Origin of the sequence: Pseudoduganella violacea, assembly GCF_014191875.1 — a bacterium.
GTDB lineage: Bacteria > Pseudomonadota > Gammaproteobacteria > Burkholderiales > Burkholderiaceae_D > Rugamonas > Rugamonas violacea_A.
On the sequence record NZ_JACHXD010000011.1, the window covers coordinates 141,313 to 167,715 of the forward strand.

General features: G+C 66.1%; 30 protein-coding genes. 2 read left to right on the forward strand and 28 right to left on the reverse strand.

Features of this window, described 5'->3' with window-relative positions:
• Window positions 1-31 precede the first annotated feature (31 nt).
• A complete protein-coding gene (locus FHS03_RS19240) occupies window positions 32-2,263 on the forward strand; it encodes a putative bifunctional diguanylate cyclase/phosphodiesterase (RefSeq protein WP_183442562.1) in 2,232 nt (743 codons plus the stop codon).
• A gap of 77 nt (window positions 2,264-2,340) precedes the next feature.
• Here FHS03_RS19240 and FHS03_RS19245 read toward each other — a convergent pair whose 3' ends face one another.
• From FHS03_RS19245 to flgB, 12 genes are all read right to left on the reverse strand, one after another.
• Complete coding sequence (locus FHS03_RS19245) at window positions 2,341-3,381, reverse strand: hypothetical protein (RefSeq protein ID WP_183442563.1); 1,041 nt, start codon at window positions 3,379-3,381, stop codon at window positions 2,341-2,343.
• Between the two features lie 9 nt (window positions 3,382-3,390).
• Window positions 3,391-4,302, reverse strand: coding sequence for a flagellar hook-associated protein FlgL (flgL, locus tag FHS03_RS19250; RefSeq protein ID WP_183442564.1), 912 nt, complete (start codon window positions 4,300-4,302; stop codon window positions 3,391-3,393).
• Window positions 4,303-4,311: 9 nt separating this feature from the next.
• The gene (gene flgK, locus FHS03_RS19255; protein ID WP_183442565.1) at window positions 4,312-5,694 is read right to left on the reverse strand and encodes a flagellar hook-associated protein FlgK; all 1,383 of its coding nucleotides are present in this window, start codon (window positions 5,692-5,694) and stop codon (window positions 4,312-4,314) included.
• Window positions 5,695-5,788: 94 nt separating this feature from the next.
• Window positions 5,789-6,187: a rod-binding protein gene (locus FHS03_RS19260; RefSeq protein ID WP_183442566.1), complete on the reverse strand. Its 399-nt coding sequence runs from the start codon at window positions 6,185-6,187 to the stop codon at window positions 5,789-5,791.
• Window positions 6,187-7,299, reverse strand: a complete 1,113-nt coding sequence (locus FHS03_RS19265; protein WP_183442567.1) for a flagellar basal body P-ring protein FlgI — start codon at window positions 7,297-7,299, stop codon at window positions 6,187-6,189. Before FHS03_RS19265 ends, FHS03_RS19260 begins: the two co-directional genes overlap by 1 nt.
• Window positions 7,300-7,308: 9 nt before the next feature.
• Window positions 7,309-7,965 carry a flagellar basal body L-ring protein FlgH gene (gene flgH, locus FHS03_RS19270; protein WP_183442568.1) on the reverse strand — a complete coding sequence of 219 codons (657 nt, stop codon included), beginning with the start codon at window positions 7,963-7,965 and terminating at the stop codon, window positions 7,309-7,311.
• Window positions 7,965-8,756, reverse strand: a complete 792-nt coding sequence (gene flgG, locus FHS03_RS19275; protein ID WP_183442569.1) for a flagellar basal-body rod protein FlgG — start codon at window positions 8,754-8,756, stop codon at window positions 7,965-7,967. Before flgG ends, flgH begins: the two co-directional genes overlap by 1 nt.
• A 20-nt stretch (window positions 8,757-8,776) precedes the next feature.
• Complete coding sequence (locus FHS03_RS19280) at window positions 8,777-9,502, reverse strand: flagellar basal body rod protein FlgF (RefSeq protein WP_183442570.1); 726 nt, start codon at window positions 9,500-9,502, stop codon at window positions 8,777-8,779.
• 13 nt (window positions 9,503-9,515) lie between these two features.
• Window positions 9,516-10,733: a flagellar hook protein FlgE gene (locus tag FHS03_RS19285; protein WP_183442571.1), complete on the reverse strand. Its 1,218-nt coding sequence runs from the start codon at window positions 10,731-10,733 to the stop codon at window positions 9,516-9,518.
• Window positions 10,734-10,747: 14 nt separating this feature from the next.
• A complete protein-coding gene (locus FHS03_RS19290) occupies window positions 10,748-11,437 on the reverse strand; it encodes a flagellar hook capping FlgD N-terminal domain-containing protein (RefSeq protein ID WP_183442572.1) in 690 nt (229 codons plus the stop codon).
• 3 nt (window positions 11,438-11,440) lie between these two features.
• Window positions 11,441-11,857 (reverse strand): flagellar basal body rod protein FlgC, encoded by a 417-nt coding sequence (gene flgC, locus FHS03_RS19295; protein WP_183442573.1) that lies wholly within the window; start codon window positions 11,855-11,857, stop codon window positions 11,441-11,443.
• A gap of 2 nt (window positions 11,858-11,859) precedes the next feature.
• A complete protein-coding gene (gene flgB / locus FHS03_RS19300; RefSeq protein WP_183442574.1) occupies window positions 11,860-12,225 on the reverse strand; it encodes a flagellar basal body rod protein FlgB in 366 nt (121 codons plus the stop codon).
• A gap of 184 nt (window positions 12,226-12,409) precedes the next feature.
• On the opposite strand from flgB, the gene flgA reads away from it, so the two are divergent.
• Window positions 12,410-13,075 (forward strand): flagellar basal body P-ring formation chaperone FlgA, encoded by a 666-nt coding sequence (flgA, locus tag FHS03_RS19305; RefSeq protein WP_229426289.1) that lies wholly within the window; start codon window positions 12,410-12,412, stop codon window positions 13,073-13,075.
• Here flgA and FHS03_RS19310 read toward each other — a convergent pair.
• The 16 genes from FHS03_RS19310 to fliF form a co-directional block, all read right to left on the reverse strand.
• Complete coding sequence (locus FHS03_RS19310) at window positions 13,072-13,869, reverse strand: glycoside hydrolase family 73 protein (RefSeq protein WP_229426290.1); 798 nt, start codon at window positions 13,867-13,869, stop codon at window positions 13,072-13,074. The genes flgA and FHS03_RS19310 overlap by 4 nt on opposite strands.
• Entirely contained in the window at window positions 13,856-14,275 is a 420-nt protein-coding gene (gene flgN / locus FHS03_RS19315; RefSeq protein WP_183442645.1) for a flagellar export chaperone FlgN, read from the reverse strand. Before flgN ends, FHS03_RS19310 begins: the two co-directional genes overlap by 14 nt.
• A 5-nt stretch (window positions 14,276-14,280) precedes the next feature.
• Complete coding sequence (gene flgM, locus FHS03_RS19320) at window positions 14,281-14,556, reverse strand: flagellar biosynthesis anti-sigma factor FlgM (protein WP_229426291.1); 276 nt, start codon at window positions 14,554-14,556, stop codon at window positions 14,281-14,283.
• Window positions 14,557-14,578: 22 nt separating this feature from the next.
• On the reverse strand, window positions 14,579-15,571 hold the full coding sequence (locus tag FHS03_RS19325) for a flagellar motor protein MotB (RefSeq protein ID WP_183442577.1): 993 nt from the start codon (window positions 15,569-15,571) through the stop codon (window positions 14,579-14,581).
• Window positions 15,555-16,466, reverse strand: coding sequence for a flagellar motor stator protein MotA (gene motA / locus FHS03_RS19330; protein WP_050407359.1), 912 nt, complete (start codon window positions 16,464-16,466; stop codon window positions 15,555-15,557). Before motA ends, FHS03_RS19325 begins: the two co-directional genes overlap by 17 nt.
• Window positions 16,467-16,502: 36 nt before the next feature.
• Window positions 16,503-17,237 carry a FliA/WhiG family RNA polymerase sigma factor gene (locus FHS03_RS19335; protein ID WP_183442578.1) on the reverse strand — a complete coding sequence of 245 codons (735 nt, stop codon included), beginning with the start codon at window positions 17,235-17,237 and terminating at the stop codon, window positions 16,503-16,505.
• 37 nt (window positions 17,238-17,274) lie between these two features.
• Window positions 17,275-17,742 carry a flagellar basal body-associated FliL family protein gene (locus FHS03_RS19340; RefSeq protein ID WP_307729557.1) on the reverse strand — a complete coding sequence of 156 codons (468 nt, stop codon included), beginning with the start codon at window positions 17,740-17,742 and terminating at the stop codon, window positions 17,275-17,277.
• A gap of 16 nt (window positions 17,743-17,758) precedes the next feature.
• Entirely contained in the window at window positions 17,759-18,937 is a 1,179-nt protein-coding gene (locus FHS03_RS19345) for a flagellar hook-length control protein FliK (protein WP_183442580.1), read from the reverse strand.
• The gene (locus FHS03_RS19350) at window positions 18,934-19,245 is read right to left on the reverse strand and encodes a hypothetical protein (protein WP_183442581.1); all 312 of its coding nucleotides are present in this window, start codon (window positions 19,243-19,245) and stop codon (window positions 18,934-18,936) included. The genes FHS03_RS19345 and FHS03_RS19350 overlap by 4 nt, the downstream gene beginning before the upstream one ends.
• Window positions 19,238-19,624, reverse strand: coding sequence for a flagellar export chaperone FliS (gene fliS / locus FHS03_RS19355; RefSeq protein WP_183442582.1), 387 nt, complete (start codon window positions 19,622-19,624; stop codon window positions 19,238-19,240). Before fliS ends, FHS03_RS19350 begins: the two co-directional genes overlap by 8 nt.
• A gap of 34 nt (window positions 19,625-19,658) precedes the next feature.
• On the reverse strand, window positions 19,659-21,047 hold the full coding sequence (fliD, locus tag FHS03_RS19360) for a flagellar filament capping protein FliD (protein ID WP_183442583.1): 1,389 nt from the start codon (window positions 21,045-21,047) through the stop codon (window positions 19,659-19,661).
• An 82-nt stretch (window positions 21,048-21,129) separates the two neighbouring features.
• Entirely contained in the window at window positions 21,130-21,570 is a 441-nt protein-coding gene (fliJ, locus tag FHS03_RS19365) for a flagellar export protein FliJ (protein ID WP_183442584.1), read from the reverse strand.
• Entirely contained in the window at window positions 21,567-22,877 is a 1,311-nt protein-coding gene (gene fliI, locus FHS03_RS19370) for a flagellar protein export ATPase FliI (RefSeq protein ID WP_183442585.1), read from the reverse strand. The genes fliJ and fliI overlap by 4 nt, the downstream gene beginning before the upstream one ends.
• Window positions 22,874-23,578 (reverse strand): flagellar assembly protein FliH, encoded by a 705-nt coding sequence (gene fliH, locus FHS03_RS19375; protein WP_050407368.1) that lies wholly within the window; start codon window positions 23,576-23,578, stop codon window positions 22,874-22,876. Before fliH ends, fliI begins: the two co-directional genes overlap by 4 nt.
• Complete coding sequence (locus FHS03_RS19380; RefSeq protein WP_176347743.1) at window positions 23,575-24,603, reverse strand: flagellar motor switch protein FliG; 1,029 nt, start codon at window positions 24,601-24,603, stop codon at window positions 23,575-23,577. Before FHS03_RS19380 ends, fliH begins: the two co-directional genes overlap by 4 nt.
• The gene (gene fliF / locus FHS03_RS19385) at window positions 24,578-26,392 is read right to left on the reverse strand and encodes a flagellar basal-body MS-ring/collar protein FliF (RefSeq protein WP_183442586.1); all 1,815 of its coding nucleotides are present in this window, start codon (window positions 26,390-26,392) and stop codon (window positions 24,578-24,580) included. Before fliF ends, FHS03_RS19380 begins: the two co-directional genes overlap by 26 nt.
• Window positions 26,393-26,403 lie beyond the last annotated feature (11 nt).

A 26,403-nucleotide genomic window follows, 5' to 3' on the forward strand; every position in this document is an offset into this window, starting at 1 on the left:
TGCCGAAAGACCATTGCATGAACGAGGGCTTATGGACGAAGAGCAGCAAGCAGCGCCGGACGGGCTGCGGCCGGCGGCGGTCTATGCCGGGCCGGAGCTGAGCCCGATACCCGACCTGGATCCCTACGCCTTGCTGGCCGACAGCCCCGGCCGCCTGCCGCTGGCCACGGCCGACTACGCGGCGAACACGGTGCGGGCGCGCGCCGAGCGCGAGCAAGATTATTTCAACGATATCTATCTGCTGGCCCCGGTCGGCTACTTCGTGCTGGCGCTGGACACCACGGTGCTGCTGATGAACCTGGTGGGCGCCGACCTGCTCGGCATCCCGCGCGCCAATCCCCAGCGCCTGCGCCTGCGCGGCTTTATCGCCCAGCGCTTCCTGCCCGATTTCGACGCCTTCGTCAGCGCCGCCCTGAACAGCCGCGAAGCGCAGCGCTGCCAGGTGCAGATGACGCGCGGCCGCGGCGACCGCGGCTTCCCGGTGACGCTGCTGGCCAGCGGCAGCGGCGACGGCCAAAGCTTCCGCGTGGTGCTGGAACTGGCCGAGGGCAAGCTGGCGGCGCTCGAGCGCAGCGAGGAACGCTTCCGCCGCATCGTCCACAACGCCGAGGAGGGCATCTGGGAAGTCGACGCCGCCGCGCGCACCAGCTTCGTCAATCCCAAGATGGCGCAGATGCTGGGCTATACCATCGAGGAAATGCTGGAGCAGCCGCTGCAGCACTTCATGGACGAGGAAGGCCGTACCCTGTTCGAGCACAATATCGCCAGCCGGCTGCAGGGCGTGGCCGAGCGTCACGATTTCAAATTCCGGCGCAAGAATGGCGAGGAGCTGTGGGCCAGCCTGTCGACCAATCCCATCTTCGATGGCGACGGCGTGTATCTGGGCGCGCTGGCCCTGGTCACGGACATCACGGCGCAGCGCCATTCCAGCGAGGAAGTGTGGCGCCAAGCCAATTTCGATGCCCTGACCGGCCTGCCCAACCGCCATATGTTCCAGGACCGGCTCGGTCAGGAAATGAAGAAGGCCAAGCGCGACAATATGTTCCTGGCCCTGCTGTTCATCGACCTCGACCAGTTCAAGGAAGTCAACGACCGCCTCGGCCACGCCATGGGCGACCGCCTGCTGGCCGAAGCGGCCGGGCGCATCGCCGCCTGCGTGCGCGCCTCCGACACGCTGGCGCGCCTGGGCGGCGACGAATTCGTCGTGATCCTGCCCGGCCTGGAACACGCGGCCAGCGTCGAGCGCGTGGCGCAGAACATCCTCAGCGCCTTGAACCAACCGTTCCAGCTGGCGCGCGAGCAGGGCCGGGTCTCGGCCAGCGTCGGCATCGCCCTGTTCCCGAGCGACGCCGCCGAGCCGGCCGACCTCTTGAGCCATGCCGACCAGGCCATGTACGCGGCCAAGTCGGGCGGGCGCAACCGCTACTGCTATTTCACGGCCGATATGCAGGCGGCGGCCCAGCAGCGCCTGCGCCTGTCGGGCGATTTGCGGCGCGCGCTCGACGCCGGCGAATTCCAGCTGTATTACCAACCCATCGTCAATCTGCGCAGTGGCCGCATCGAACGCGCCGAAGCGCTGCTGCGCTGGCACCATCCGCAGCGCGGCACGCTGCATCCGCCCGAATTCATCGGCAACGCCGAGGCGAGCGGGCTGATCGTGGACATCGGCGACTGGGTCTTCCGCCAGGCGGCCGACCAGGCCCAGGCCTGGCAGCGCGAGCTGGGCTGGCCGCTGCAAATCAGCGTCAACCAGTCGCCCGTGCAATTTCGCGGCGACCCCGGCTTCTGCCAGGGCTGGCTCGACTACGTCAATCAATTGCAATTGGCGCCGCGCAGCATCGTCATCGAAATCACGGAAAGCATCCTGACCGAAGCGGCCGGCGCCGTGCTCGAACGGCTGCGCCAGTTCCGCGCCATGGGGCTGCAGGTCGCGCTCGACGACTTCGGCACCGGCCATGGCTCGCTGGCCCACCTCAAACAGTTCGAACTCGACTACCTGAAAATCGACCGCAGCTTCGTGCAAGGCCTAAGCGGCGACAGTGGCGGCCTGGCCCTGTGCGAAGCCATCATCGTCATGGCCCACAAGCTGGGGCTGCAGGTAGTAGCCGAAGGCGTGGAAAGCGAGGTCCAGCTGGCCCTGCTTAAAGCGGCCGGCTGCGATTATGCCCAAGGTTTCGTCTACGCCCATGCTCTGCCGCCCGACGACTTGGCCGCCATGATCCGGCGCGACGCCGCCAACGACGGCGCCAGCAAGGCCGTTTGATCTGCCGCAAACAATGTCTAACCCTGGTGCCTGACACCAGGGTGGGACATTTGCTGATTTAGATCAAAGGGGAGGGATTAGGCGCTCAGGCGCAGGAGGGAGACGACGCGGTCGCGGCTGATGCCGACCAGGGCGGAGTTCAGCGCCAGCAGATTGCTGTAGCTGGGCTCCTTGGCGACGTCGGCAAAGCGCAGCGCGGCTTCGTCGATGCCGGCGACGTCGATTTCAGCCATGGCGGCGGCGGCGCGGTGGCTCGCTTCGTACAGCGCGGTATTGACCTTGGCCAGCGCCGCTTCGACGTGGGACAGCGCTTGCATGACTTGCTGCAGCGTGCGGCGGATGGATTCGACGTCGGAGGCGCCCCAGCCTTCCGGCGTGATGATGGGCGCTTGTTCTTCGGTTTTGATGCGGTTGAGCTGGCCGGCCGGGAAGCGGATGCCGCCGCCCTGCACGGAAAAGCCTTCGCGGATGGCCGGGAACAGGGCCTCTTCGGCCACGAAGATCAGTTCGCCGGCATCGTTGACCGACACGCTCATGCCGGCCGGCGCCAGTGTCTGGTTGAAGCGGGCCACGATTTCGCCGTCGCTCAAGCCCGGCGTCAGGGTCAGCGAGCGCAGGTTCTGCGCGCTGCCGTTGAGCGAAATGGCCAGGGTTTCGCGCGCGCCGCTGCGCAGATTGGCCATGCTCATGCCGCGCACGGTGAAACGCTGCACGGCCGGTTCGCTGCTGCTGAATTCGAGCTGGGGATCGAGCGTGCCGCCGGCCGCTTCGCTGCGGCTGCGCCAGGTGTCGTTGAATTGGCGCAGACGCGCTTCGACTTGGCCGTCACGCTGCTGGCGGCTGGCCAGGCGGCCGGCCAGTTCCGTTTTCAGGGCGCGCAGCTGGGCGGCGCTTTGTTCCAGGAAATCCACGGCTTGCTGGGCTCCGGAGATATCGTTTTGCAACGGTTGATCCAGGTTGCTGAGGCCGCGGCGCAACGGGGCGGCGCTGCCGCTGCCCGTGACGGGCGCGGCGGCGGTATCGGCCGCGGTCTTCAGCCCGGTGGCGTCGACCTGGCTGGTGGAACCGCTTTGGCCGGCGGCGATTCCATTGGGGCTGGAGCGCTGGACGATTTGCATGATGGTCGTTTACAGAAGCTTGAAGAGGGACAGGTCGCTGATCTTGGTATAGGCCTTGTAGGTAGCCTGCAAGGCAATATTGTAACCGTTCAGATCAGTGGCGGCGATGCCGTAGTCCAGCTGGCTCAGATCGTTGAGCGCACTCTGGTTCGACAGACTGACGTTGGCGTGGTTGTTGCTCAGCGTCGTAATCACATTCTGCGCGCCGCCGAATTCGGCGATGCGGCCGGCCACCAGGGCGATGGCGTCGTCGATGGCGTTCAGATTGGCGGTCAGCGCGGCGCGCGTGGCCACATTGGTGGCCGAGGCGCCCGGCGCGATGAGGGCGGCGGCGGCGGCGTCCATCTTGTTGAGCACCAGGTCCACGCCTTTGACGTCGACGTTGGCCGCCTGCACCACGCCATTGCCGACCACGACTTCCTGTTTGTCGGTATTGCCCTGGAAGCTGAAGCGGGTGCCGCTGCCCACGGCGCCGGTATCGGCCAGCGGCGCGGTGGCAGTGGCGGTGCCGGAGAAGATGTATTTGCCTTCCTGGTCGCGCGTGTTGCCGTTGTAATAAATACTGTCGAGCAGGGCGCGCATCGGCGTGGCGATGGCGTTCAAGTCGGACGGGGTGTTGTGCGCGTCGAGCGCCAGCACCATCAGGTCGCGTGCCTCGTTGAGGTCGTTGACCATGCCTTGCATAAAGGTTTCATTGTGCGCCAGACGGATCTTGACGGCCGAGATATTGTCGCGGTACTGGTTGACAATGGATTCCTCGCGCAGCAGACGCGAAATGCGCACGTTGGCGATCGGGTCGTCGGACGGCACCAGCAGCTTGCTGCCGCTGGCCATCTTTGCCGTCAGCTTGGACAGGGCTTCCTGGTTGAGGCCGAGGGAGCGGTTCATACTGGCCTGGAACTGGTTGCTGGCGATACGCATGATAAATCCTTAGTTGAACATGGCCAGGGTGGAATCGAACAGGCTGTTGGCCACGGCAATGGCTTTCATGTTCGCCTGATACATTTTTTGGAACTCGACCAGATTGATCGCTTCCTCGTCTTCATTCACGCTGCTGGTGGAGGCCCAATCCTCCTCGGCCTGCTCGCGGATGGTGGTGGCGTTCTTCAGCAGGGACTGGTTTTGCTTGCTGTCGATACCGAGCTTGCCGACCAGCTGGGTGTCGGCGTCGCCGATCTGCACGTTGCCGATCGAGGTCAGGCTGATAGAGGCGTTTTTGATGGCGATCAGCTTTTGCAGATTGCCGCTGTCGCCGGGCTGGCCATTGGCGGAGAAGGCCAGGTCTTCGCTTTTGAAGTTGCTGGCCAGATTCAGCAGGCCGCCGGTGCCGGAGGCGTTGTACACGAACAGGTCGGTGCCGGCGGTCGGCGGCGTGCGCCCGTTCTGGCCCAAGGCTTGCTGCGCGTTGATCTTGTCCGACAAGCCCTTGGCCAGTTCCATGATCGAGGTTTGCAGCGGAGCCAGGGTATTTTGTTCGAAGTCGGCCAGGCCGCCCATCGAGCCGCCGATGCGGGTGGCGTCTAGGCCGAAGACGGAACCGGCGAAGCTCAGGCGCAGTTCGGCCGTGGTCGCCGGCGGGGTGGTCACCAGTTGCAACTGGGCGGCCAGCTTGCCGGTCACCAGCGGCTGCCCGCTTTTCAGCGAGACGCTGCTGCTGCCGTCTGGCTGCTGCAGCACTTCGATGGCCATCATTTTGGACAGGTCGTCGATGGCCAGGTCACGCTCATCGACCAGGGCCGAGGTGTTGGTGCCCAAGGCGCCGGCCTGGGTGATGCGGTCGTTCAGGTCGGCGATATTGGCGATCAGGGTATTGGCCTGTGGCAACATCGATTCGCGCTGCTGCTGCACCGACAGCTGCTGATTGCGCGTCACCGAGTAAATGCTGTTGAAGGCCTGCGCCATGGCGCCGGCGGCCGTCACCACCTGGCCGCGCAGCGGCGTGGAGATGGGGTCGACGCCGGCCGCGTTCAGGGCTTGGAAGAATTGGTCGATGCCATTGCTGATGCTGGTCTTGTCGTCGCCCATGATGCGTTCGAGCTGGCTCAGATACGGCTGGCTCTGGGTCCGCATGCCCAGTTCGGAATTGGCGCGCCACAGTTGCTGGCTCTTATAGGCGTCGCTGAAACGCAACAGGGCGCTGACCTGGACGCCCAGGCCGGGACCGTTCATGCCCTGGGAAGGGCCCAGCGCCGTCAACAACACGCCCTGGCGGGTATAGCCACGGGTTTTCATATTGGCCGTGTTCTGGCTGGTGGCGTTGATCGCGGCCTGGGCGGCGAGGGCGCCGCTAAGTGCATTCCTGATGGCGGTCATTGTGACGGTTCTTTCCTGGAGTGGGGCGAGGGACCGGCGCCAGGAGGGCGCCATGATCCGTTACTAAACTAAGGCGACCGCTTACGGAATTGTATTAAGCGGCAGCGGGAGGTTTTTTCTCAGTGGCAATGTTGCCAGGCTGTTGGGGGGCTGCGGGCGCGGCCGGCAGCAGCTGGCGCAAAATGGCGTCGGCCACGCCGAAGGCGCGGCGGTTGGCCAGGCTGTCGGCCACGAGGTTGTCGGCCATGTCGAGCATGTCCTGGTTTACCTCGTCCTTGTAAATGCTGTCCTCGCCGGCCATTTCGCGCGTCGAGCTGCGCATCTGGTGCAGCAGATGGCTGATGAAGAAGCTTTCGAACTTGGTGGCGGCCTCGGTGGCCTTGGCGCGGTAGGCCGGGTCGACGCCATCGACCGTCGGCTGGGCGGCGGCGATGCGTTCCTGTTCCTCGGCGGCCAGGGCGGGATGGTGCAGGGGGGAGATGCGGTTGTCCATCAGATCACCACCAGTTCGCCTTCGATCGCGCCGGCCTGGTCCAGGGCTTGCAGGATCGCCATGATATCGTCGGGCGAGGCGCCCAGGCTGTTGACCACGTCGATGATCGATTGCAGCTTGGCGCCGGCCGGCCACTTGAACATCTGGCCCGAACCCTGGTCGACGCTGACGTTCGATTGCGGCGTGACCGTGGTCTGGCCCTGGGCGAAGGCGTTCGGCTGGCTCACTTTCGCGCTTTCCGAGATCACCACCTTGAGCGAGCCGTGGGTGACGGCGGCGGCGCGCACGCGCAGACCGTCGGCGATGACGACGGTGCCGGTGCGCGAATTGAACACCACTTTCGGGTTTTCATTGCCGACGTCGATGGGCAAGCCTTCGAGCTTGGCGACGAAGGCCACGCGCTGGGTCGGATTTTCCGGCGCGATGACGTCGATGCTGGTGGCGTCGCTGGTGCTGGCGATCTGGCCGAAGCGGCGGTTGATCGTTTCCACGATATTGGTCGCGGTCTGGAAGTGCGGATGGCGCAGCGACAGGCGCACCGTCGGCTTGCTCGAGAAATCGGTGGCGATTTCGCGTTCGATCACGGCGCCGTTGGGAATGCGGCCCGAGGTCGGGGTATTCACGGTGACCGACGAGCCGCTCTTGCCGGCCGCGTTCAGGCCGCCGACCACGACATTGCCCTGGGCCAGGGCGTACACCTCATTGTCGGCCGCGCGCAGCGGGGTCAGGAGCAGGGCGCCGCCGCGCAGGCTCTTGGCGTCGCCCAGCGAGGAGACGGTGATGTCGATCGGCTGGCCGCGGCGGTAGCCGGGCGGGAAGACGGCGCTGACCATGACGGTGGCGACGTTCTTGCTTTTGGCGTCCGAGCCGTCCGGCATCTTGACGCCGAACTGCTTGAGCATATTGACCACGGACTGGCTGGCGAACTTGACCTGGGTCGAGTCGCCGCTGCCGTTCAGGCCCACCACCAGGCCGTAGCCCACCAGCGGATTTTCGCGCACGCCCTCGATGCTGACGAGGTTGCGCAGGGTTTGCGCCGCCGAGGCCGGCTGGCTGAAGGCCAGCAGGGCGGCGCTGGCGCACAGGGCAGGGAGAATCCAGCGGAGTTTCATGTAATCACCTTAGAAGGGCATCCAGGGGCCGACGAAGAAACGGGTCAGCCAGCCCGGCTGTTGCACATCGGCCAGGGTGCCGTTGGCCGAATAGGCGATGCGCGCATTGGCGATGCGCAGCGAGGACACCTGGTTGTTGGCGTCGATGTCGGCGGCGCGCAGGTAGCCGCGCAGGCGCAGGAATTCCTCGCCCTGGTTCAGCGTCAGATTCTTTTCGCCGGCCACGCGCAGCAGGCCGTTGGGCAGCACTTCCTGCACGATGACGGTGATGGCGCCGTTCAGCGTGTTTTGCTGGGTGCTCGAGGAGTCGCCGGCAAAGCCGTTCTTGCCGGACAGGTCGACGCCGGCCTTGGGGAAGGTCTTGCCGAGCAGGCCGGGCGCGGCGATGGCGGTGCTGGAGTCCTTGCTCAGCTTGGTGCCCGCGCTCTTCGAGGCCTGCGTGGTTTCCTGCAGCAGCACGGTGACCAGGTCGCCGACGCGGAAGGCGCGGCTGTCCGAGGTCAGCGAGACGCCGCCCTCGGGATCGAAGACGCCGCCCGAGCTGCCGCGCGACGGCGCCACGCGGGCCACCGGCGGCGGCTCGTCGAAGGGCGCCGGCCGCACGGGCGGCTGGGCGCAGCCGGCCACCAGCGATGCCAGGACCAGCGTGCTCAGGACGGCTTTCATTATCTTGCCGCCTGGGCCAGGTATTGCAGCATATTGTCGGCCGCCGACAGCACCTTGGTATTCATCTCATAGGTGCGCTGGGCCGCGATCATGTCGACCATCTCTTCGACCACCTGGACGTTCGAGCCTTCCAGCGAGCCTTGCTTGAGCTTGCCGAACTGGGCGTCGCCGGGACGGCCTTCGGTCGGCGCGCCGCTCGAGGCCGTTTCCTGGAACAGGTTCTCGCCCAGGGCCAGCAGGCCGGTCGGGTTGATGAAGCTGGTCAGGGTCAGCTGGCCCAGTTCGGTCGGCGCGGTATTGCCGGGCAGGGTGGCCGAGACGGTGCCGTTTTCGCCGATGGTGATGCGGGTCGCGTTGTTCGGGATGGTAATCTGCGGCACGATGGGCAAGCCCTGGGCCGTGGTCAGGATGCCGTTGCTGTCCATCTGCAGCTGGCCGGCGCGCGTGAACGCGGCTTCGCCGTTCGGCCGGCGCACCTGCAGGAAGCCGTTGCCGGTGATGGCCACGTCGAAGGTGTTGTTGGTGGTTTGCAGATTGCCGTTGGTGAAGACTTTCTGCGTGCCCACCAGGTGGGTGCCGTTGCCCAGCTGTACGCCGGACGGGCTCAGGGTATTGTTGTCGGCGCGTTGGGCGCCCGGCTGCGCTTCGATCGAATAGAACAGGTCTTCGAACACGGCGCGGTCGCGCTTGTAGCCGACGGTATTGGCATTGGCCAGGTTGTTGGCGATGGTTTGCAGCTTCGCGTCTTGCGCCTGCACGCCGGTTTTGGCGATCCACATTGCTGGATTCATCAGTTTCTCCTTGTCGGGGCTTAAGCGCCGAGCAGGCGGTTGCCTGCCTCGTTCATGCTGTCGCTGGCCTTGAATAATTTCATCTGGATTTCAAACGTGCGGTTCAGGCTCATCACGGCGACCATTTCCTCGACGGCCGAGACGTTGCTGCCTTCGAGGTGGCCGGAGCGGACCTGCACGGTGTTGTCGGTGTTGAGCAACTGGCCGTCGCGCGCGACCAGCAGGCCCGCTTCGTTCTTGGTCAGTTCCGCCGTTTCCGCCTTCACCAGTTTGAGCTTGTCGATCACCTGCATCTGGGCCTGGCCCGGCACCTGGATCGACACCGTGCCATCCTGGCCGATCTCGACGCGGGTGTGGATGGGCAGGGTCAGCGCGCCGCCTTCGCCCAGCAGCGGCATGCCGTTCACGGTCATGGTGCCGTCGGCGTCGAGCGTGATGCCGCCGGCGCGCGTATACGCCTCGCCCGTCGGGCCTTGCACGGCGAACATGCCGGCGCCGGAAATGGCGACATCGAGTTCGCGCCCGGTCGGCTTCAGCGCGCCCTGGCGGCCGTTGACGGCATTCGCCTGCATGCGCGACATATGGCGGTCGTCATAGCCGTAGCCGGGCAGGGCGGCGGCCGTGGCCAGCTCGAGGTTGGCGCGGAAGCCCGAGGTATCGAGGTTGGCCAGGTTGTTGGCGTGGACCTGTTGGCCCCGCAGCGCCCGCTCGGCGCCGCTCATCGCGGTATAGATCAGCGCGTCCATGCTGGGTCAGTCCTTACAGGGCTTGCATCAGCGATTGCAGCATCGCGTTCTCGGTCGAGATGACCTTGGAGTTGGCCTGGTAATTGCGCTGCGAGGTCATCAGGCTGACCAGCTCGGTCGTCACGTCCACGTTCGACTGTTCCAGCGAACCGGTGTTGAGGGAACCGGCCACGCCCTGGCCCGGTTCGGCATAGTTGGCCACGCCCGACTCGCCGCCGGCGATCCAGCTGGTGTTGTCGGCCGGGATCAAGCCTTCGTCATTGGGGAAGGTGGCCAGGGCCACGACGGCGATCTGCTGCTTCAGGCCGTTGGAATACTTGGCGATCACGCCGCCATCCTTGTTCAGTTCCACGCCGACGAAGGTGCCGGGCGCGTTGCCGTCGGCGGCATTGACCGAGGTGTTGGCCTCGCCGGCCTGGAAGGTGGTGCCGGTATAGCCGATCACCACATTCATCGCGGCGGCCGCGCCGGCCGGAATGGCCACCGTGTAATTGGCCGGCGCCGGCGCCGTCAGCTTGCCGTTGACGTCAAATTGCAGATTGGTCGCGGCGGCGGTGGGGAAGGCGCCGTCGACGCTGACATACACCGCGACCTCGGAAGGGGTGACGGTGGCGGTCTTGCGGAAATACTGGGTGATCGAATGCTGTTTGCCCAGGGAGTCGTAAATCACCGACACCTTGGACATATTGTAGGTGGCGGGATCGACCACGCCGCTGGCGGGGGCGGCGGCCGGCCAGGGGCTGGCCGGCACTTTCCAGTCGGCCGACATATTGGCCTGGAAGTCGACCTTGGTGGACGCCTTGCCCAACTGGGTGCCGGTCGGCACGGCGATATCGCCCATGGCGCCGCGCACGGTCGACGGCGGGGTCATGGCATAGCCTTGCACGCGGCGGCCGGAGGCGTCGACGATGAAATTGTCGGCGGCCTTCTCGAACAGGCCGACGCGGGTGTAGTTCATCTGGCCGGTGGAATCCTTGGCCACGAAGAAGCCGCGGCCGTTGATCAGGGCGTCCAGGCCGCGGTTGGTGGTCAGCACGCCGCCGTTCTGGGTGATGGATTGGCTGGTCGAGCCGATGCGCGTGCCGGTCGGGCGCTCGCCGGCATACATGGCGGCGAAGTTGGCGCGGCTCGATTTGAAGCCGAGGGTGCCCGCATTGGCGACGTTGTTGCTGATGGTGCTCAGCTGTTCGTTGATGGCTTGAATGCCAGACAGTGCGATATCGAAGCTCATGACGGTAACCTTTCTTAAATCTTGCTAGCGGAAGTGGTGGCGGACTTGCCGTTAAACGCGGTAATGGCCGTGGAGGCAACCTCGCCCACATTGCCGACATTCAGCACAACATTGCCGTTGGCGCCCAGGCGCACGCTGTTCAAGCGGCCGGCGACGTCGAGCGGCGGCTGTTCGCCGCTGCTGGTGACAACTTTCATCTTATAGGTGCCGGCCGGCAGGCCCAGCGCGGTCGGGTCGATCGCGAACGGCGCCACGCCGACGCCCAGCGGACCGAGGACGACGGAGCGTTCGATGCCGTCGCTGCCGGTCAGGATCAGGGTGGTCTTGCTGCTGGCGTTTTCCAGCGTCACTTCGCCCTTGACCTTGGCGCCATCGAGCTTGACGCTATCGCTGTTGACCATCACGTCCGAGCCGACCTGGCCGCCCAGGGCCAGCACCTGCATGCTTTGCAGCACGCTGGCATTGGCGCTGGTGAGCTTGGCCATATTGTTCAAGGCCTCGGTCTGCGACAGCTGGGTCAGCTGCTGCACGAACTGGGCCGGGTCGCTGGGCGAGAGCGGGTCCTGGTTCTTGATCTGGGCCACCAGCAGCTTGGTGAACATTTCCTGGTTGGCGCTCATGCCGGAGGCGGCCGCGGGCGCGCCGCCGCCCTGCTGGCCGTTGGCGGCCGAGCTGGCCGTGTTGGTAAACAGATTGGTTTCCATGGATTAGCCTTCGCCGAGTTTGAGCAGGGATTGCTGCATGCCGCGGATGCGGCCCAGCACTTCGACATTGGTCTCGAAAGCGCGCGAGGCCGACATCATGTCGGTCATCTCGGCCACCTGGTTGACGTTGGGGTAGAACACCATGCCCTCGGCATTGGCGAGCGGATTGCCCGGCTCGTGCACCTTGCGCAGGGCTTCCGCGCTTTCCACCACGTCGAGCACCTGGACGCGGCCGCCGGCGGCGCCGTTGAAGCCCTCGTTCATGACGGCGGCAAACACGGGCTTGCGCGCGCGGTAGGTTTCAGCTTCGCTGCCGGCCACCGAATCGGCATTGGCCAGATTGGAAGCGACCGTGTTCAGGCGCACGGTCTGGGCCGCCATGGCCGAGCCGGCGATCTGGGAAATGTCCTTGAAGCTCATGATTATCCTTGTCCGTTGATGGCTTTGGCCAGGCCGCGCAGCTTCATATTGACGAAGGTCAGGCTGGTCTGGAACTCGGTGGCGTTTTGCGAGAAGGCGGCTTGTTCGACGCCGATCTCGACCGTGTTGCCATCCTTGGTCGGGTGGTAGGGCACGCGGTACAGCGGCGCGTCGTCGCCGGCCAGGCTCAGCTCGCCGTCCGCCTCGGCCTGGACGCGGGCGAGGGCGGCGGCGAAGTCCATGTCCTGGGCCTGGAAGCCCGGTGTGTTCTCATTGGCAATATTGGAGGCCAGGACGCGGGTGCGTTCTGCCCGCAGCTGCAGCGCGTCGCTGTGCAGGCCGACCGCGTCCTTGAAATTGATGCCCATTTTCTGTCTCCTGAGATAAAACTGTCGCTATTCTGAAACACGGTACCAGGCTGCCATGTACAATTGCGGCCACGGCTGCCCTACCGGGGAGCCCAGCCGCTACGCTATAGTAAAGGTATTGCCCATGTTCAACAATCCTATTGTACCCCGTTTGGCGATTTTATTGCTTACCGGAATCACAAATATGTCGGCTTTGGCCGACACTTTACCGGAACAGGTGATAGCCCAGGTACACCAGGCGGCGCTGGAGCAATTGCAGCGCCAGGCGGAACGGGCCGGCTGGACGGCGGTGAAAGCCGAGGCCGAGGTGGTGCGCGGCAGTCGGCCGCTGCCCGCTTGCCGCACGCCGGTGACGGTGGACGGGGTCGACACGCGGGCGCCGGCGCGCATGCGCTTTGTGGCCGCCTGTCCGGGAGCGGAGGGCTGGCGGTACGATTTCGTGGTGCGTGGCAAGCTCTCGGCCAAGGTGGCGGTGCTGGCGGCCGATGTGGCGGCGGGCAAGCCGCTTGGCCTGGCCGACGTGTCGCTCGAACGCAACGACATCACCACGGTGCCGGATGCGCTGGCCGACCTGGCCGCCGTCGACGGCATGTCGGCGCGGCGCAGCCTGCGCGCCGGCGAAGTGCTGCGGCCGAATATGCTGATCGCGGCCCTGCTGGTGAAACGCGGCGAGATGGTGCGCATCGTGGCCAAGCGCGAGCAGATCGAAGTGAGCATGGCGGGCGAGGCGCTCGATGCCGGCGCGCGCGGCGCCATCGTGCGGGTGCGCAATGCCAGCGGCACCACCATCCGCGCCCGCGTCATCGACGCTGGGACGGTGGAGCCTGCTGACCTGCCGGGGGCCAATTAATCCTCCGGGCGCTGGGCGATGCGCGCCGCCAGGCGCGTGAGTTTCTCGGCGTAGCCGGGATCGGTGGCATACCCGCCCTGGACCAGACCCTGGGCGAAGGCACGGGCGTTATTACCCGCATGCAAAGCTTTTTGATAACGCGGATTGTCCAGCAGCAGGCTGGCATAGTCGCGGAAGGCGGCGCCCTGGTCGGGGTAGCTGCGGAAACGTTCCACTTTCTTCATGGCCACGCCACCTTCATACTCGGTGGTGCGGGCGGGATTGACTTCGCCCTGCCACTGGCCGCCGGCCTTGATGCCGAACAGATTATTGCTGTCGGCGCCGCCGGGCAGGCGCAAGGGACGCTGGCCCCAGCCCGATTCCAGCGCGGCATGGGCGGCCACGATGTCGGGTGCCACGCCCAGTCGTTCGCCGGCTTCCGCCGCCCACGGCTTGATGTTGGCCAAAAACTGTTCCTGGGTTTCGCCATCGACGCCGTTGGCAGCGCCGGCCGGCGTATTGCCGTCGATGGCGCCGCCGGCCAGACGGGCGCGCAGGGCGGCCGCTTCCACGCTCAAGGCGCTGCCGGCGCCGTTGTCGGGCGCGCTGAAGCCGGCGCCATGGGCCAGGAAATCCTGGACCTCGGACTGCACCTGGCGGAAGGCGGCGCCGAAACGCTGGCCGGCGTCGCCGCCGGCACTGGTGAAGGCGGCCGGCAGCACGGCTTGGGTCGCGCCCATATTCGAGCGCGTCGCCTGGGTGGCGGCGGTCGCTTGCGTGGCGCTGGTGCGCGCGAAGAAATCAGACCGGTTCATAAATCTGATCCTCGCCCTTGAGTACTTTTTCCATGATGGTGTATTGCTCGGCGAGCAAGTCGCCATTGCGCTTGCCGCTGGCTTTCGCCGCAAGCACCATTTGTTCCAATTCCGCCCAGTCGGCTTCGAGGCGGGCGCGCGGCTCATGCTTGAGCAGGGCAAACACCTGGGCCATGCCGCCTTGCGCACCGACCAGCCGTTCGGCCAGTTCCACGCGCAGGCGGCGCCGCACCTCCATGCTGTCGACCAGGGTGGAAATCTCGGCGGCGATCTCGCCCAGACGCGCCTGCTGGTGGCGCAGCGCGGCCTGGAACTGCTGCTCGAGCAGCTCGATCAGGTTGCGGTAAGCCTGCTGGTCCTCGGCCACGCCTTGCAGCAGGCCGAGCATGGCTTGCTGGCGCGTCATCTGGTTCACTTTTCGCTCCCGTGGAAGCGCTGGATCAGGCCGGCGAGCTTGCCGGCGTTGAACGGCAGTTCACCCTTGGCCAGGGCGTCGCGCAACTGGGCCACTTTCTCGTGGTCGATATCGGGCAGGTCGCGCAGCGCCTGCAGCGCCGGTTGCAGCACGGCCGATTGCAGTTCGGCCGGGGCGGACGGCGCGGCCGCGGCGTGGGCGCCGTCGGCGGCTGTGACCTCGCTGACCTGCTGGACGCTGACCCCGCCCGGGGTGGCGGTGGTGATACGCATACGTTGCCCCCTTGTCTTGTTTTCAATGGCCATTGCCGTTGCCCTTTGCACCCGGCAGCAGCTTATTGCGCAGCTGCTGCAGTATATTAACATCAGGCAACTCAGAATCCACATCCAAGGTCAAAGGACTCTTCTTGCCAGGCATGCCGAACATGGCCGAAATGGCGGCGGCCTGCCCCTTGGTGAGAATGAGCAGCTCGATGCGGCGGTTGATGCCGGCTGTCGCATTTTTGACATCGAGCGGGGCGCGGTCGGCCATGCCGACCACTTGCAGCACGCTGTCGGTGGGCATGCTGCCGGCCAGCAGCTGGGCGCGCGCCGACATGGCGCGGTTGGACGACAGATTCCAGTTGGAGAAGGCCGAATGGCCGGTGTCGGCGTACTGCAGGGAGTCGGTGTGGCCGACGATCAGCATCTGGTTTTCCATCTTGGCAAACAGCGGCCCCATCTTGCGCAGCAGGGCTTGGAATTTGCCGGTCGGCACGGCGCTGCCGCGCACGAACATGCCTTGCTCGTCCGTATCGTGCAGCATCACGCGCAAGCCATAGGGCGTGACCACCGATTCGAGGTTGCTGGCCAAGCCCGCTTCCTCGCTCATATTGCCCAGGGCCTTGGCCAGTTGCTGCAAATCGTTGGGCGTGTCGTAGCTGACGCGCTCGGGCTGGGCTTGGGGATTGGTTTGCGTGCTTTGCGCGGCGTTGCCGGGCGCGTCGGTATTGCCGGTGCGGGTCATCGGGAAGCGCTCGATCAGGCTGCCGCGCGGGCCGCCGATCTGCTGCGGCATCACGCCCTTGCCCTGGTCGGTCTTGTTGCCGTCGGCCTCGGTCAGGATTTGCTCCAGGCTTTCGGTATTGCGCGAGGCCATCAGCCACAGCACCAGGAACAGGCACATCAGGGCGAGGCAGAAGTCGGCGAACGCGACTTTCCAGGCGCCGCCGTGCTCGTCGTGCTTGTGCTTGCCGCCGCCGCGCTTGACGATGGTCGCTTCGTGGTGCTTATCATGCGGCTTTAGCACGGCCACCTCCACGGCGAGAATCCGGCTCGCTATCGCGGCCTTCCATGGCGTTGATCCAGCCTTCGAGCTGGGCGAAGCTTGGCTTGATGTTCAGCTGCACCAGGCGGCGGCCGGCGTCGATGGCCAGCAGCGGCGGCTTGCCGGCGACGTGCGTGACCAGCACCACTTTCACGCATTCCATGGTGGACGCTTCCTGCACCACCAGCTGCTTCATCATATTCGACAGCGGGTCGAGCAGGCCGTAGCAGAAGAAGATGCCGATGAAGGTGCCGACCATGGCCGCGCCCACGTGTTCGGCGATCTCGCCCGAGGTGGCGCCGCCGCCCACGCTGTTCATGGTCATCACGATGCCGAGCACGGCGGCCAGAATACCGAAGCCGGGCATGGCTTCGCCGATCTTCTGCAGCGATTTGGCCGGCTGGGTCAGCTCTTCATGGATGGCTTCCAGTTCCTGCTCGAGCACGCCTTCGAGCTCGTGCGCGTTGATCTTGCCCATCGCCATCAGGCGGAAGTTGTCGACGATGAAGGCGAGCAGCTTCGGCTCTTCCAGCACGGCCGGGTAGCGCTGGAACAGCGGGCTTTCCTTCGGCGCCTCGACGTGGGCGTCGAGCGCTTTCAAGCCGCCAGCCGCCAGTTGCAGCAGTTCATACATGAGCAGCAGCAATTGGCGCTGGAACTCGGAATCGTACTTCTTGCGGAAGACAATTTTCTTGAGCTGGCCGCCGGTTTCGCCCAGCACATGGCGTGGGTTGCCCAGCACGAAAGCGCCGAGGCCGGCGCCGGCGATAATGATCAGCTCGATCGGTTGCCAGATGGCGTGGAACGTGCCGCCCATCATGGCGAAACCGCCGAACACACTGCCGAGCACGATGAGAATACCGACTAATTGCTGCATGATTGCTTGCCTTTCATTTCATTATCTTGGTGCCGCTTAGCGCTGCAGCACTGCCTTCATCTTGCCCAGGGCCGCCTTGTTGAGCTGGCAGACGCGGGCGTCCGTCAAATCCAGCACGGCGGCAATTTCTTTATAGCTCAGCTCGAACTCGTAATACATCTGCACCACGCGCTGCTCGCGCTCGTCCAGGCCGTTCAGCGCCTGTTCCAGGCTGCGCCGCACCATCAGCTGCTCTTCCGGACTGGGCGCGCTGCCCGCGTCGCTCAGCGTGTCTTGCAGCAGGTCGTCGAAGCTGGCGATCTGCTCGGCGTTCTCGTCCAGCAGATAGCTCTGGTATTCCTCGGGCGTCAGGCCGAGGCCGGCGATCGCCTCGTGCTCGGCCGGTTCGCGCCCGAGCTTGCGCGTGAGCGCGCGCATGGCGTCGCGCAGCTTGTGGCTGTGCTGGCGCACGGCGCGCGGGCGCCAATCCTGGCGCCGCAGCTCGTCGAGAATGGCGCCGCGGATGCGCAGGCTGGCGTAGCTGCCGAAGGCGGCGTCGGGCGTGCCATAGCGGCGCAGCGCTTCGAGCAAGCCCATCAGGCCAATCTGCTCCATATCGTCGCGGTCGATCGCGCCCGCCACCTGCGAATTGAGCTGGCGCACGATGCGTTTGACCAGCGGCGCATAATCCACCAGGCACTTCTGCTCGGCGGCCGGACTGAGCGTCGGCGCGGCGGCCGCCGTTTCGCCATACCCATCGGCGCAGGCTTCCGCTTGTTCTAAATATGCCATGAAAATCCCATCTCCTGCTTGGCTTCGGGGTCGGGCATTATTCGAGAATCATCTTGCCGATCATTACATTATTGAACGGCTTGTCCAGTCTTTCCTTTTCATAGGTTTCATCGAAGGCCTTGTTCAGCTCCTCGGCGAACTGGTCGATCGACATGGTTTCGGCCTTGGCCATCGGCAGCGCCGACAGGGACTTGACGGCGATGCTGCGCAGCAGCGGCAGGTGTTCCTTGGCTTCCTTTTCCTTTTCCGCCGTGGTGGCCACCACCAGGTCGGCCGACATATAGTGCGGCACCGTGTCGCCGGGCGCCTTGCGCAGCATGACGATGACCTTGTCCACGGTCAGGTATTTGGGCGGCTTGCCGTCGCTGCGCGGCGCTTCCGCCTTGGCATGCGCGGCAGCCGGTACGGCGGCATTGGCCGAAGCCTTGCCCATATACCAGACGGCGCCGCCGGCCACGCCCGCGGCGAGGACGGCCACACCCACCAACGCAATTACCAGTTTCATATTCTTCATCCTTGTCTTACTCCAGATCGCTCAGCATGGCAAAGGTGGAAGCGGCGCCGTCCTCGGACAGGGCGCGGCCCGGCTGGCGGCCGTCTTGGCCGTCGCGCTCGGGCTGACGGCCGCGGCCGTCGGCATCGGCAAAGCCCTGGCCGCGGCTGGCCGAGACGGTCACGGCCACCTCGCCGTACTGGCGCTGCGACAAGTCTTGGCGCATGGTGTCGCCGATGGTGCTCAGTTGGCGCAGCACTTCGCCATTGCTGGCCGATAAATTCACCTGCAGGGCGCCGGCCGTATGGCGGATCGAGATTTCCACGCTGCCCAGATTGGGCGGGTCGAGGCGGATCACGGCATGGTCGTTATTGCGCTGCAATTGCAGCTGCAGGCGGTCGCCGAGGGCGGCGCGCAGCGGCTGCTGCCACTGGTCGGGCGCGCCGGCCAGTTTCACGCTGTCGCCGGCGGCGCCGGTTTGCGGGGCCGTGTTGGCAAACAAGGTCTTGAAGCCGGCGCCGGCCTGGGCCGCGTCGCCGACGGCGTCCTTGACGGCCGCCTTGGCATCGCCGCTGCGCCCGCTCTGTACGGCGGCCAGCTCGGCCAGCAGGGGGGCGGCATTGTCGCGCGCCTCGGCGCCGGCGGCGCCGGGCAGTGCGATGGCCGGCGCGCGCGCGCCGCTGGCGGCGGGCGCGGCGGGCGCGCCGCCGCTGGCCAACTGGGGCGGCAGGGGCAGGGCGCCGCGCGCGGCGGCGTCCGCGCCCAGCGGCGCTGGCGCGCGCGTCTGTGGTTCCGCCTGGGCGGCCAGCAGGGCGGGATGGGTCGGGGCCGCGGCACGGCCATCGATGGCGCCCACGCCGGCCACGCCGCCCTGCTGGCCGCCGGCACCGGCACCGGCGGCGGGCGCGGTGGCGGCCGGGGCCAGCGCCGCCAGCATGGCCGGCAGCGGCATGGTGCTGAAGGCCGGGGTCGCGGTCGGGTCCAGCGTAGCGGCGCTCGCGTCGGCGCCGTGTTCCGTGTCGTGTTCCGGGCCGGCGCCGTCCGGCGCGCTGCCGGCGTCGACCAGGCCCAGCAGTTGACCAAAGAGGGACAGGGGCGCGGCGCCCGCCGCCGTGCTCAACAGCGCCACTGCCTCGGGGGCGGCCGGCGCGACGTCGAGTAAGGTAGGGGCGGCAGCGGGGGCGGCGCCAATGGATGTCATGCTCATGCTTCGTGTCCGATTACTTCGTTGTCGAGGGAGTAGGCATACCAGCCTTCTTTATTGGTATTCATAGTGCTCATGCGCGCAGCCAGTTCCGCGCCGGCCGCCGTGCAGCGCGCCAGCGCGGCGCCATGCTGCTGGCGCAGGACCGTCAGCGCCGCCAGTTCCGGCGCCGTCCACGGGCCTTGCTGCGCCAGGGCCGGCAAGCTGGCCGCCAGCAGCGCATCCGCCGCCGCCAGGGCGTCCCAGTCGGCGGCGGTGCTGGCGGCGCTGAGCTTCTGCGCCAGTTGCAGCAGCGTGTGTTGCCTATCCATTCGCTTGCACGCCCAGCCAGCCCTGCTTGATGGTGGTTTGCAGGGTCACGACTTCATCGATGATGTCGGGATTCATATCGATGCCGGCGCGGTACAGGCGGGCGGCGCAGTAGTCGTAGAGACGGCTCAGATTGACCACCACTTCGCCGCCATGGTCGAAGTCGAGGGAGCTGGCCATGCCATTGATGATCTGCGTGCACTTGTTCAGGCTTGCCGCCTTCAATTCGTAGCGGCGCGCCACGATGTGCGCGCGCGCGCGGGCCAGCTCTTCCAGCAGGCCGTCGGTCAGTACCAGCACCAGCTCGACCGGGGTGGCGCGGGCCGTCTGCGCGTCCAGATTGACCGAGTGGTAGCTGCTGTAGGCATCCTGGTTCATCATTATTGTCACCGTCTTGCGTTAATTGCGTTGAAAATCAGTTGCTGCTCTTATTGCCGAACAGCGCATCGAACAGGCTGGAGCTGCCGGTCATCTGGGCCTGCAGGGTCTGCAGCTTGGTGTACTGGTCCAGATAGCGTTTGTAGACGCCGTCGTACTGCCGGTCGAGGTCGGCCTGCTTGGCCGTGAGCTTGATCTGCAGCTTGTCGAGCGCGCCGCGGCGGGTGACCAGCTGGCCCTTGCTCAGATCGGTCCACTGGTCCATCAGCTTGTCCATGCTGCCGAGCACGCCGCTCGGGCTGACCAGGCTGGCGCTGCCGAACAGCTTGTCGAGCGAGGTGGGGTCGGCGGCCAGCGCCTTGGCCAGGCGGCTGGTATCGAGTTCGATGCTGCCGTTGAGCGTGCCCTTGATGCCATAGGTGACCAGGCTTTGCGTGCCGAGCGCCTGGCGCATGACCGCTTTCATGCCGTTGCGCAGCGAGAGCAGGCCGGAGTCGCCGGCAAAGGGACCGGCCGGCAGGCCGCTTTTCGGGTCGCCCGGATTGGTGACGTCGCGCAGCACCGCGTCGAGCTTGTTGTAGGCATCGACGAAAGCTTGCACATTGGCATTGGTGCCCGCGCTATCGCTGCCCACCGTCAGCGTCACCGGCGCTTCGCCGGCGCCCTGGGCCTTGGTGAAGGTCATCGTCACGCCATCGATCATGCCGCTGAAGGTATTCGAGGCCTGGACGATTTTCTGGCCGGTGCCCTGGGGGCCGACCCAGACTTCGGCGTCCTGCGCGCCCTGCAGCACCTTGGGCGCGCCCAGGGCCGCTTTCAGGGCCGGATCGTTGACGGCGCTGACGTCGAGGCTGGCGACGCCGTTGGCGGCGCCCGTGGCGTTCGAACTCAGCACCAGCGTGGACTGGCCATTGATGGTCAGGGTCGAGGCCGTGATGCGCGAATTATTGCTGGCGGCCACATTGATCGCGGCCGCGATTTCCTTGGCCGTCAGGGTGCCGTTCATGTCCTTGTCGGCGCTGGCCAGGTCGACCGTGAAATTGCTGCCGTCGCCCAGCACCAGCTTGAGCGTGCCGCTGCCCGCGGCCGTGGTGTCGGTGATGCCGCCGTAAGACACCTGGCCGGCCGTGGCCAGCTTTTCCACATAGAAGGAATAGCTGCCCGGGCTGGCGGTGGCATTCGCCGTGGCGGTGCCGACGGCCGAGCTGAACGTGGCCGCATTGGCGATCACGCTCTTTTTCGTGCTCATCGCGGACAGGGCGGCCTCGAAGGCCTTGATCGCGCTGCTGACCTTGCTCAGGCCGGTGGAGTCCGATTGCAGGTCTTTGACGGCCGCATTCTGTCGGTCCACGGCGCCGGCCATGTATTTGTTCGCCATTTTGGTGGCGGTGGGGACTGGATCGTAAACCGGGCTGGTGATTGCCATTTTCGTGCTCCGTGGAAATATATGGGAAGTGTACTCTGGTAAGGGGCGACCTAAGTAGTGTTCCTATGAAATTTATTTCGTATCAGAGCGTTTTTTGCCCGCGCAACCACAGTTGCGTTGCCAGTTCATCATTCTTTTTGCGCTCCTGCTGGTCTTGCGCGCGGCGCACGGTCTGCTGGGTCTTTTCCAGCACCTGGCCCAAGACTTCGCGCTTGACGTAGGCCGCGTTCAGGGCGCGCTGGGAGACGGCCATATCGGCTTCATGCATGGACAGGTCGAGGCGGTGGGTATCGACCATCTGCATCACGGCTTCCTTGTAATTGCCGCAATTGACCGACAGCGCCAGCGGCAGGCTGCCGCTGGCGCCGCTATTGGTGTAGAGGCTGGTCAGACGCTCCAGGCTCTTCTGGTAGCGCTCGCGCACGCTGTTTTTTTCCGCCATTTCCGCCTGCAGCTTTTCCACTTCCGTATTGCGCAGCGAGACCAGGGTATTCAGACTCCGAATGGTGTTGTGGTGTTTCATGCCATCAGCCTTTCAAGTTCTTCCACGCAGGGGAGATAGGGCGCCGCTTCCTTGGTGCCCTGGCACAGGAATTCTTCGATGTGGGGATGCAGGTTGACGGCCCGGTCGGTCACCGGGTCGGCGCCGGGCACGTAGGCGCCCAGCGGAATCAGGTCGCGCACCCGTTCGTGGCGCGCCATCGTCGCTTTCAGCGCGCGCGCCGCCTGCATATGTTCCTTGCTGATCACATGGTTCATGCAGCGGCTGATCGAGGCGGCGACGTCGATGGCCGGGTAGTGGCCCCGTTCGGCCAGCTCGCGCGTGAGCACGATGTGGCCGTCGAGGATGGCGCGCGCGGTATCGACCACCGGGTCTTGCTGGTCGTCGCCTTCGGCCAGCACGGTGTAGATGGCGCTCATGCTGCCGTCCGGGTTTTCGCCGTTGCCGGCCGATTCCACCAGCTGCGGCAGGTTGGAAAACACCGAGGGCGGATAGCCCTTGGTGGCGGGCGGCTCGCCCAGGGCCAGCGCCACTTCGCGCAAGGCCATGGCGTAACGGGTCAGGGAATCGACCAGCAGCAAGACATTCTTGCCCTGGTCGCGGAAATGGGCCGCGATCGAATGGCACAACTCGGTGGCCATGATGCGCATCAGCGGCGATTCGTCGGCCGGCGCGATCACCAGCACGGCCTTGCGCAAGCCGTCCGGCCCGAGCGACATCTCGACGAATTCGCGCACCTCGCGCGACCGTTCGCCGATCAGGCCGACCACCACCACATCGGCCACGGTCTGGCGCGTGATCAAGCCCAGCAGGACGGATTTGCCGACGCCGGAGCCGGCCATCAAGCCCACGCGCTGGCCCTGGCCCAGGGTCAGCATGGCATTGATGGCGCGCACGCCCACGTCGAGCGGTGCGGTGACGGGTTTTTTCTTCAGCGGATGCACGCGCGGCGGTTGCATCTCGAGCGGGAAGTCGCCGCCCAGCTTGCCCAGGCCGTCGATCGGTTCACCCAGGCCATTGACCATGCGACCGAGCCAGCCGGCGCCGATTTGCAGGCTGAGCTTGTCCGAGCCGGGCAGCACGCGGGCGCCGGTGGTCAGGCCCGCCGCCTTCTTGAACGGCATTAAGAACGAGAGCTTGTCGCGGAACCCCACCACTTGGGCGTCGAGCCAGCTGCCGTCGACTGTCTCGATCTGGCAACGCTGGCCCGTGTAGAGCGGGCAACCGACGGCCTCGAGCAGCAAGCCGGACGCGCCCACCAGGCGGCCCGTCGGGGTCGCCAGCGGGACTTCGTCCAGCTCCAGCTTGCGCAAGGCATCGGCTATCATTCTTCGCTCTCGGCTTCATCGCCGGTATCGGCGGCCTGGAGTTGATTATCGACCTGTTCCATGACCGCGGCAAGCCGCTGATGACATCCGGCATCGACTTCGCTGTCGCCCGCCTTGATGCGGCATTCGCCCACTTCCAGGCGGGCGTCGGCGATCAAGTTCCAGCGCTTGGCGCGCTTGGGGTCGAGTTCGTTGATGCGGCGCATCTCTTCTGGATTGAGGAACACATCGATTTCTTCGCGCGTGGGCGGCATCGAGGCCAGGGTCTCGTCGACCAGGGCCATGATCTGCACCGGCTGCAGCGCCAGTTCGGCGCGGATCACCTGGCGCGCCACCTTGGCCACCAGGTCCACCACTTCCTTGCGCTGGGCGGCGCGGTAATCGGCGCGCAGCTTTTTCAGGCTTTTGAGCATGGCGTCGACCGGCCGCGCGGCGTGTTCGAAGCCGGCCAGCACTTCCTGCCGGCCTTCTTCGCGGCCCTGTTCGGTGCCCGCGCTGCGGCCCGCTTCGAAACCGTCGTCCTGGCCGCGCTGCAAGCCGGCTTCATAGCCTTCGCGCTGGCCCTGCTCGAAACCTTCGCTGAGCGAGGCTTGCCACTGGGCCGAATCGACTTGCACGCCGCCATGGGCGCCATTGCGCAGCGAGGGCGGCGGCGTGAACTGGGCCAGCGGCGGGAAGCGGTAGGGACGGAATTGCTTCATTCGACCACCGTTTCGGCGAACAGCTGGACTTCGACTTCGCCGGCGTCGGCCAGGGCCTTGACGGTGGCCATGATTTCCTGGCGCGTCGATTCGATGCGCGACAGCGGCACCGGACCGGCGCGCCGCATCATGTCCTCGAAGGCCTGGGCCTGGCGTTTCGGCATGGTGCGCAGCACGGCGTCGCGGATCGACAGCTCGGCGCCCTTGAGCGCGATGGCCCACTGCTCGAGCGGCACTTCCTCGATGATGCGGGTGAGCGTGACTTCGGTCTGGGTCGAGAGGATGAGGAAGTCGTACATCGACAGCTCGATCTGTTCCACCACTTCCGGATCATGGGCGCGCAGCAGTTCGACGATCTGGGCGCGGTTGCCGGGCAGGCGGTTGAGGATCTCGGCCACCTGGCGCACGCCTTCCACGCTGGTGCTCTGCATGTCGAAGCTGCTCAGGCAGCGGTTGACCAGTTCGTCGAGCTCGGCCAGCAGATCGCGGTCGATCTCGTCCAGGCGCGCCAGGTTCAGCAGCACCAGGTCGCGCCCTTCGAGCGGCAGCGCGTCGAGGATCTGGCCGGCCAGGGTGGGCGGCAGGAAGGCCAGGAACACCGCTTGCATGCGCACGTGTTCGTTGGCGATGTAGTCGGCCAGCCATTTGGCCGAGGCCCATTGCAGGCGCGCCATTTTCGGGCGCAGCTCGTCGCCGTAGATATTGTTGAGCACGGTGTTCGCGATATCGCCGCCCAGCGCCAGGTCGAGCGAGCGCTTGAGGTAGCTGCGCGAAGCGCCATGCACGCCCGACTGCTGGCGGTAATCGTCGAAGAAGGTCTGCATGGCCAGCTTCACCGATTCGACCTTGATGCCGCTCATGCGCGACATCACCTGCGTCACTTCCAGCAGTTCTTCGCGCGACAGGCAGCGCAGCACGGCCGCGGCCGGCTCTTCGCCTATGCTCAGCAGCACGATGGCTGCCTGTTCCACCGGGCTCAGCAAGCCATCGGCGGCGTCATCATTGAGGTGAGTGAGTTCGGCCATTTTTCTGCATCCATTGTTTGACGACTTCTGCCACGCGTTCGGGCTCTTTCTCTGCCAGCACCTTCAGGTGGTCGACCATGACGTCGACCGACGAGCCGGTAGGCGGCAGATCGTAATTTTCCAGCAGCGGCACCACCGGCATGCCGGCGCCGTCGAGTTCGCCGGCCTTCTCGCCGGCCGCGCCTTCGGGCGCGCCGAGGGCGGCGGCGCCGGCCGGCGCGCTGGCGGCGCCGGCCGCGCCCGGCAGGGCAGCCCCTTCGCCGGCCGTGGCGCCCACGGTGGTGGCGTTGAGGGCGCGGCGTTCGGCGGCCGTGCGCGGCTTGGCCGGCGCGAAGCGGGCGCTGAGCAGGCGCAGCAGTGGACGGGCCAGCAGCAGATAGCCGAGCAGGGCGGCCACGGCGTAGCCGATCCAGGCGCTGAAGTCGACCACATTGTCGCGTTCCTGCCACCATGGCACGGCGGCCGCTTTGGGCGGGAAGTTCATGGCCGTCACCACCAGGGTGTCGCCGCGTTCGGTGTTGATGCCCAGGCCATTGCGCAGCACCTTGTCGATATTGGCCAGCTCATTGGCGCTCCAGCCGGTTTTCGGCGTCGGCGCCGCGGCGTGGGCCAGCACCACGGCCACGCTCTGGCGCTCCAGGCGGCCGCGCGCGCGCTTGGTCTGGGTGATGCTGCGGTCATACGCGTATTGGCGCGTGGTGGCGTTCTTGCGCGCCGTGCCGTCGGGCAGGGCGGCGCCGGCCGCGGCGCCGGCGGCGCCAGCGGCACCGGGGGCGGCCGCCGGCGCCGGATTGGCGGCATCGGCGGCGGCTTGCTGCGGCGGCCGGTTGGACAGGGTGCCCGGCACGCCCATCACCATGCGGTTGCGGTCCTGCTCGTCGCGCATGGCTTCGCTGGTGACTTTCGGCGTTTCGCCGTATTTCTCCACCGTTTCTTCCACCTTGTCGTTGTCGACGGCGGCCGTGACGCTGATGCGGAAATTGTCGTCGCCCACGATCGGGCCGAGCAAGCCCTTGATATTGCCGCGGATTTCATCCTGGATGCGCTTGCCGCTTTCGCTATTGGCGGCGTTGGCGTCGTAACCGTCGGCCAGGTCGACGTGGGAGGACAGCAGGTTGCCGGCCTGGTCGACCAGGCTCACGCGCGCCGGGTTCAGGCTGGCCACGCTGCCGGCCACCATGTTCACGACGGCGGCGATGGTTTCGGGGCTGAGCTGGCGGCCCGGCTTGGTGGCCACCACCACCGAAGCGGAGGATTTGTCGCCGTCGCTGGAGACGAAGGAGGTCGATTTGGCGATCGACAGGTGGACGCGCGCGTGGGCGATGGCGTCCAGGGTCATGATCGATTGCGCCAGCTCGCCTTCCAGGCCGCGCCGGAAGCGCACGTCCTGGACGAACTGGGAGACGCCCAGCGGGTCATTCTTGTCCATCAATTCCAGGCCGGCCGGCAGCTGCGCCGTCACGCCCTTGGCGGCGAGCAGCATGCGCACCTTGCCCAGCATGGCTTCGGGCACCATCACCTGGCCGCTGTCGGGGTGGACGCGGTAGGGGATGGCCTCGGCATCGAGCACGTGCATCATATCGGCCGCCGCCACCTTTTCGCGCGCGCCGAAGACGGGCTTGTAGGCCGACTGGTCTTTCCAGAGGAACATCAGGACCAGGGCGGTGATGCCGATGGCCAGGACCAGCAGCGGATACAGGGTTTTCAGCAGGGCAGGGGAGAGCGCGGGCGCCGCCTCCGGGTTAGGGGAGCGCCAGCGTCCGAAAGCGGACTTGAGGGTGTTGATCACGTTGGGGGCTT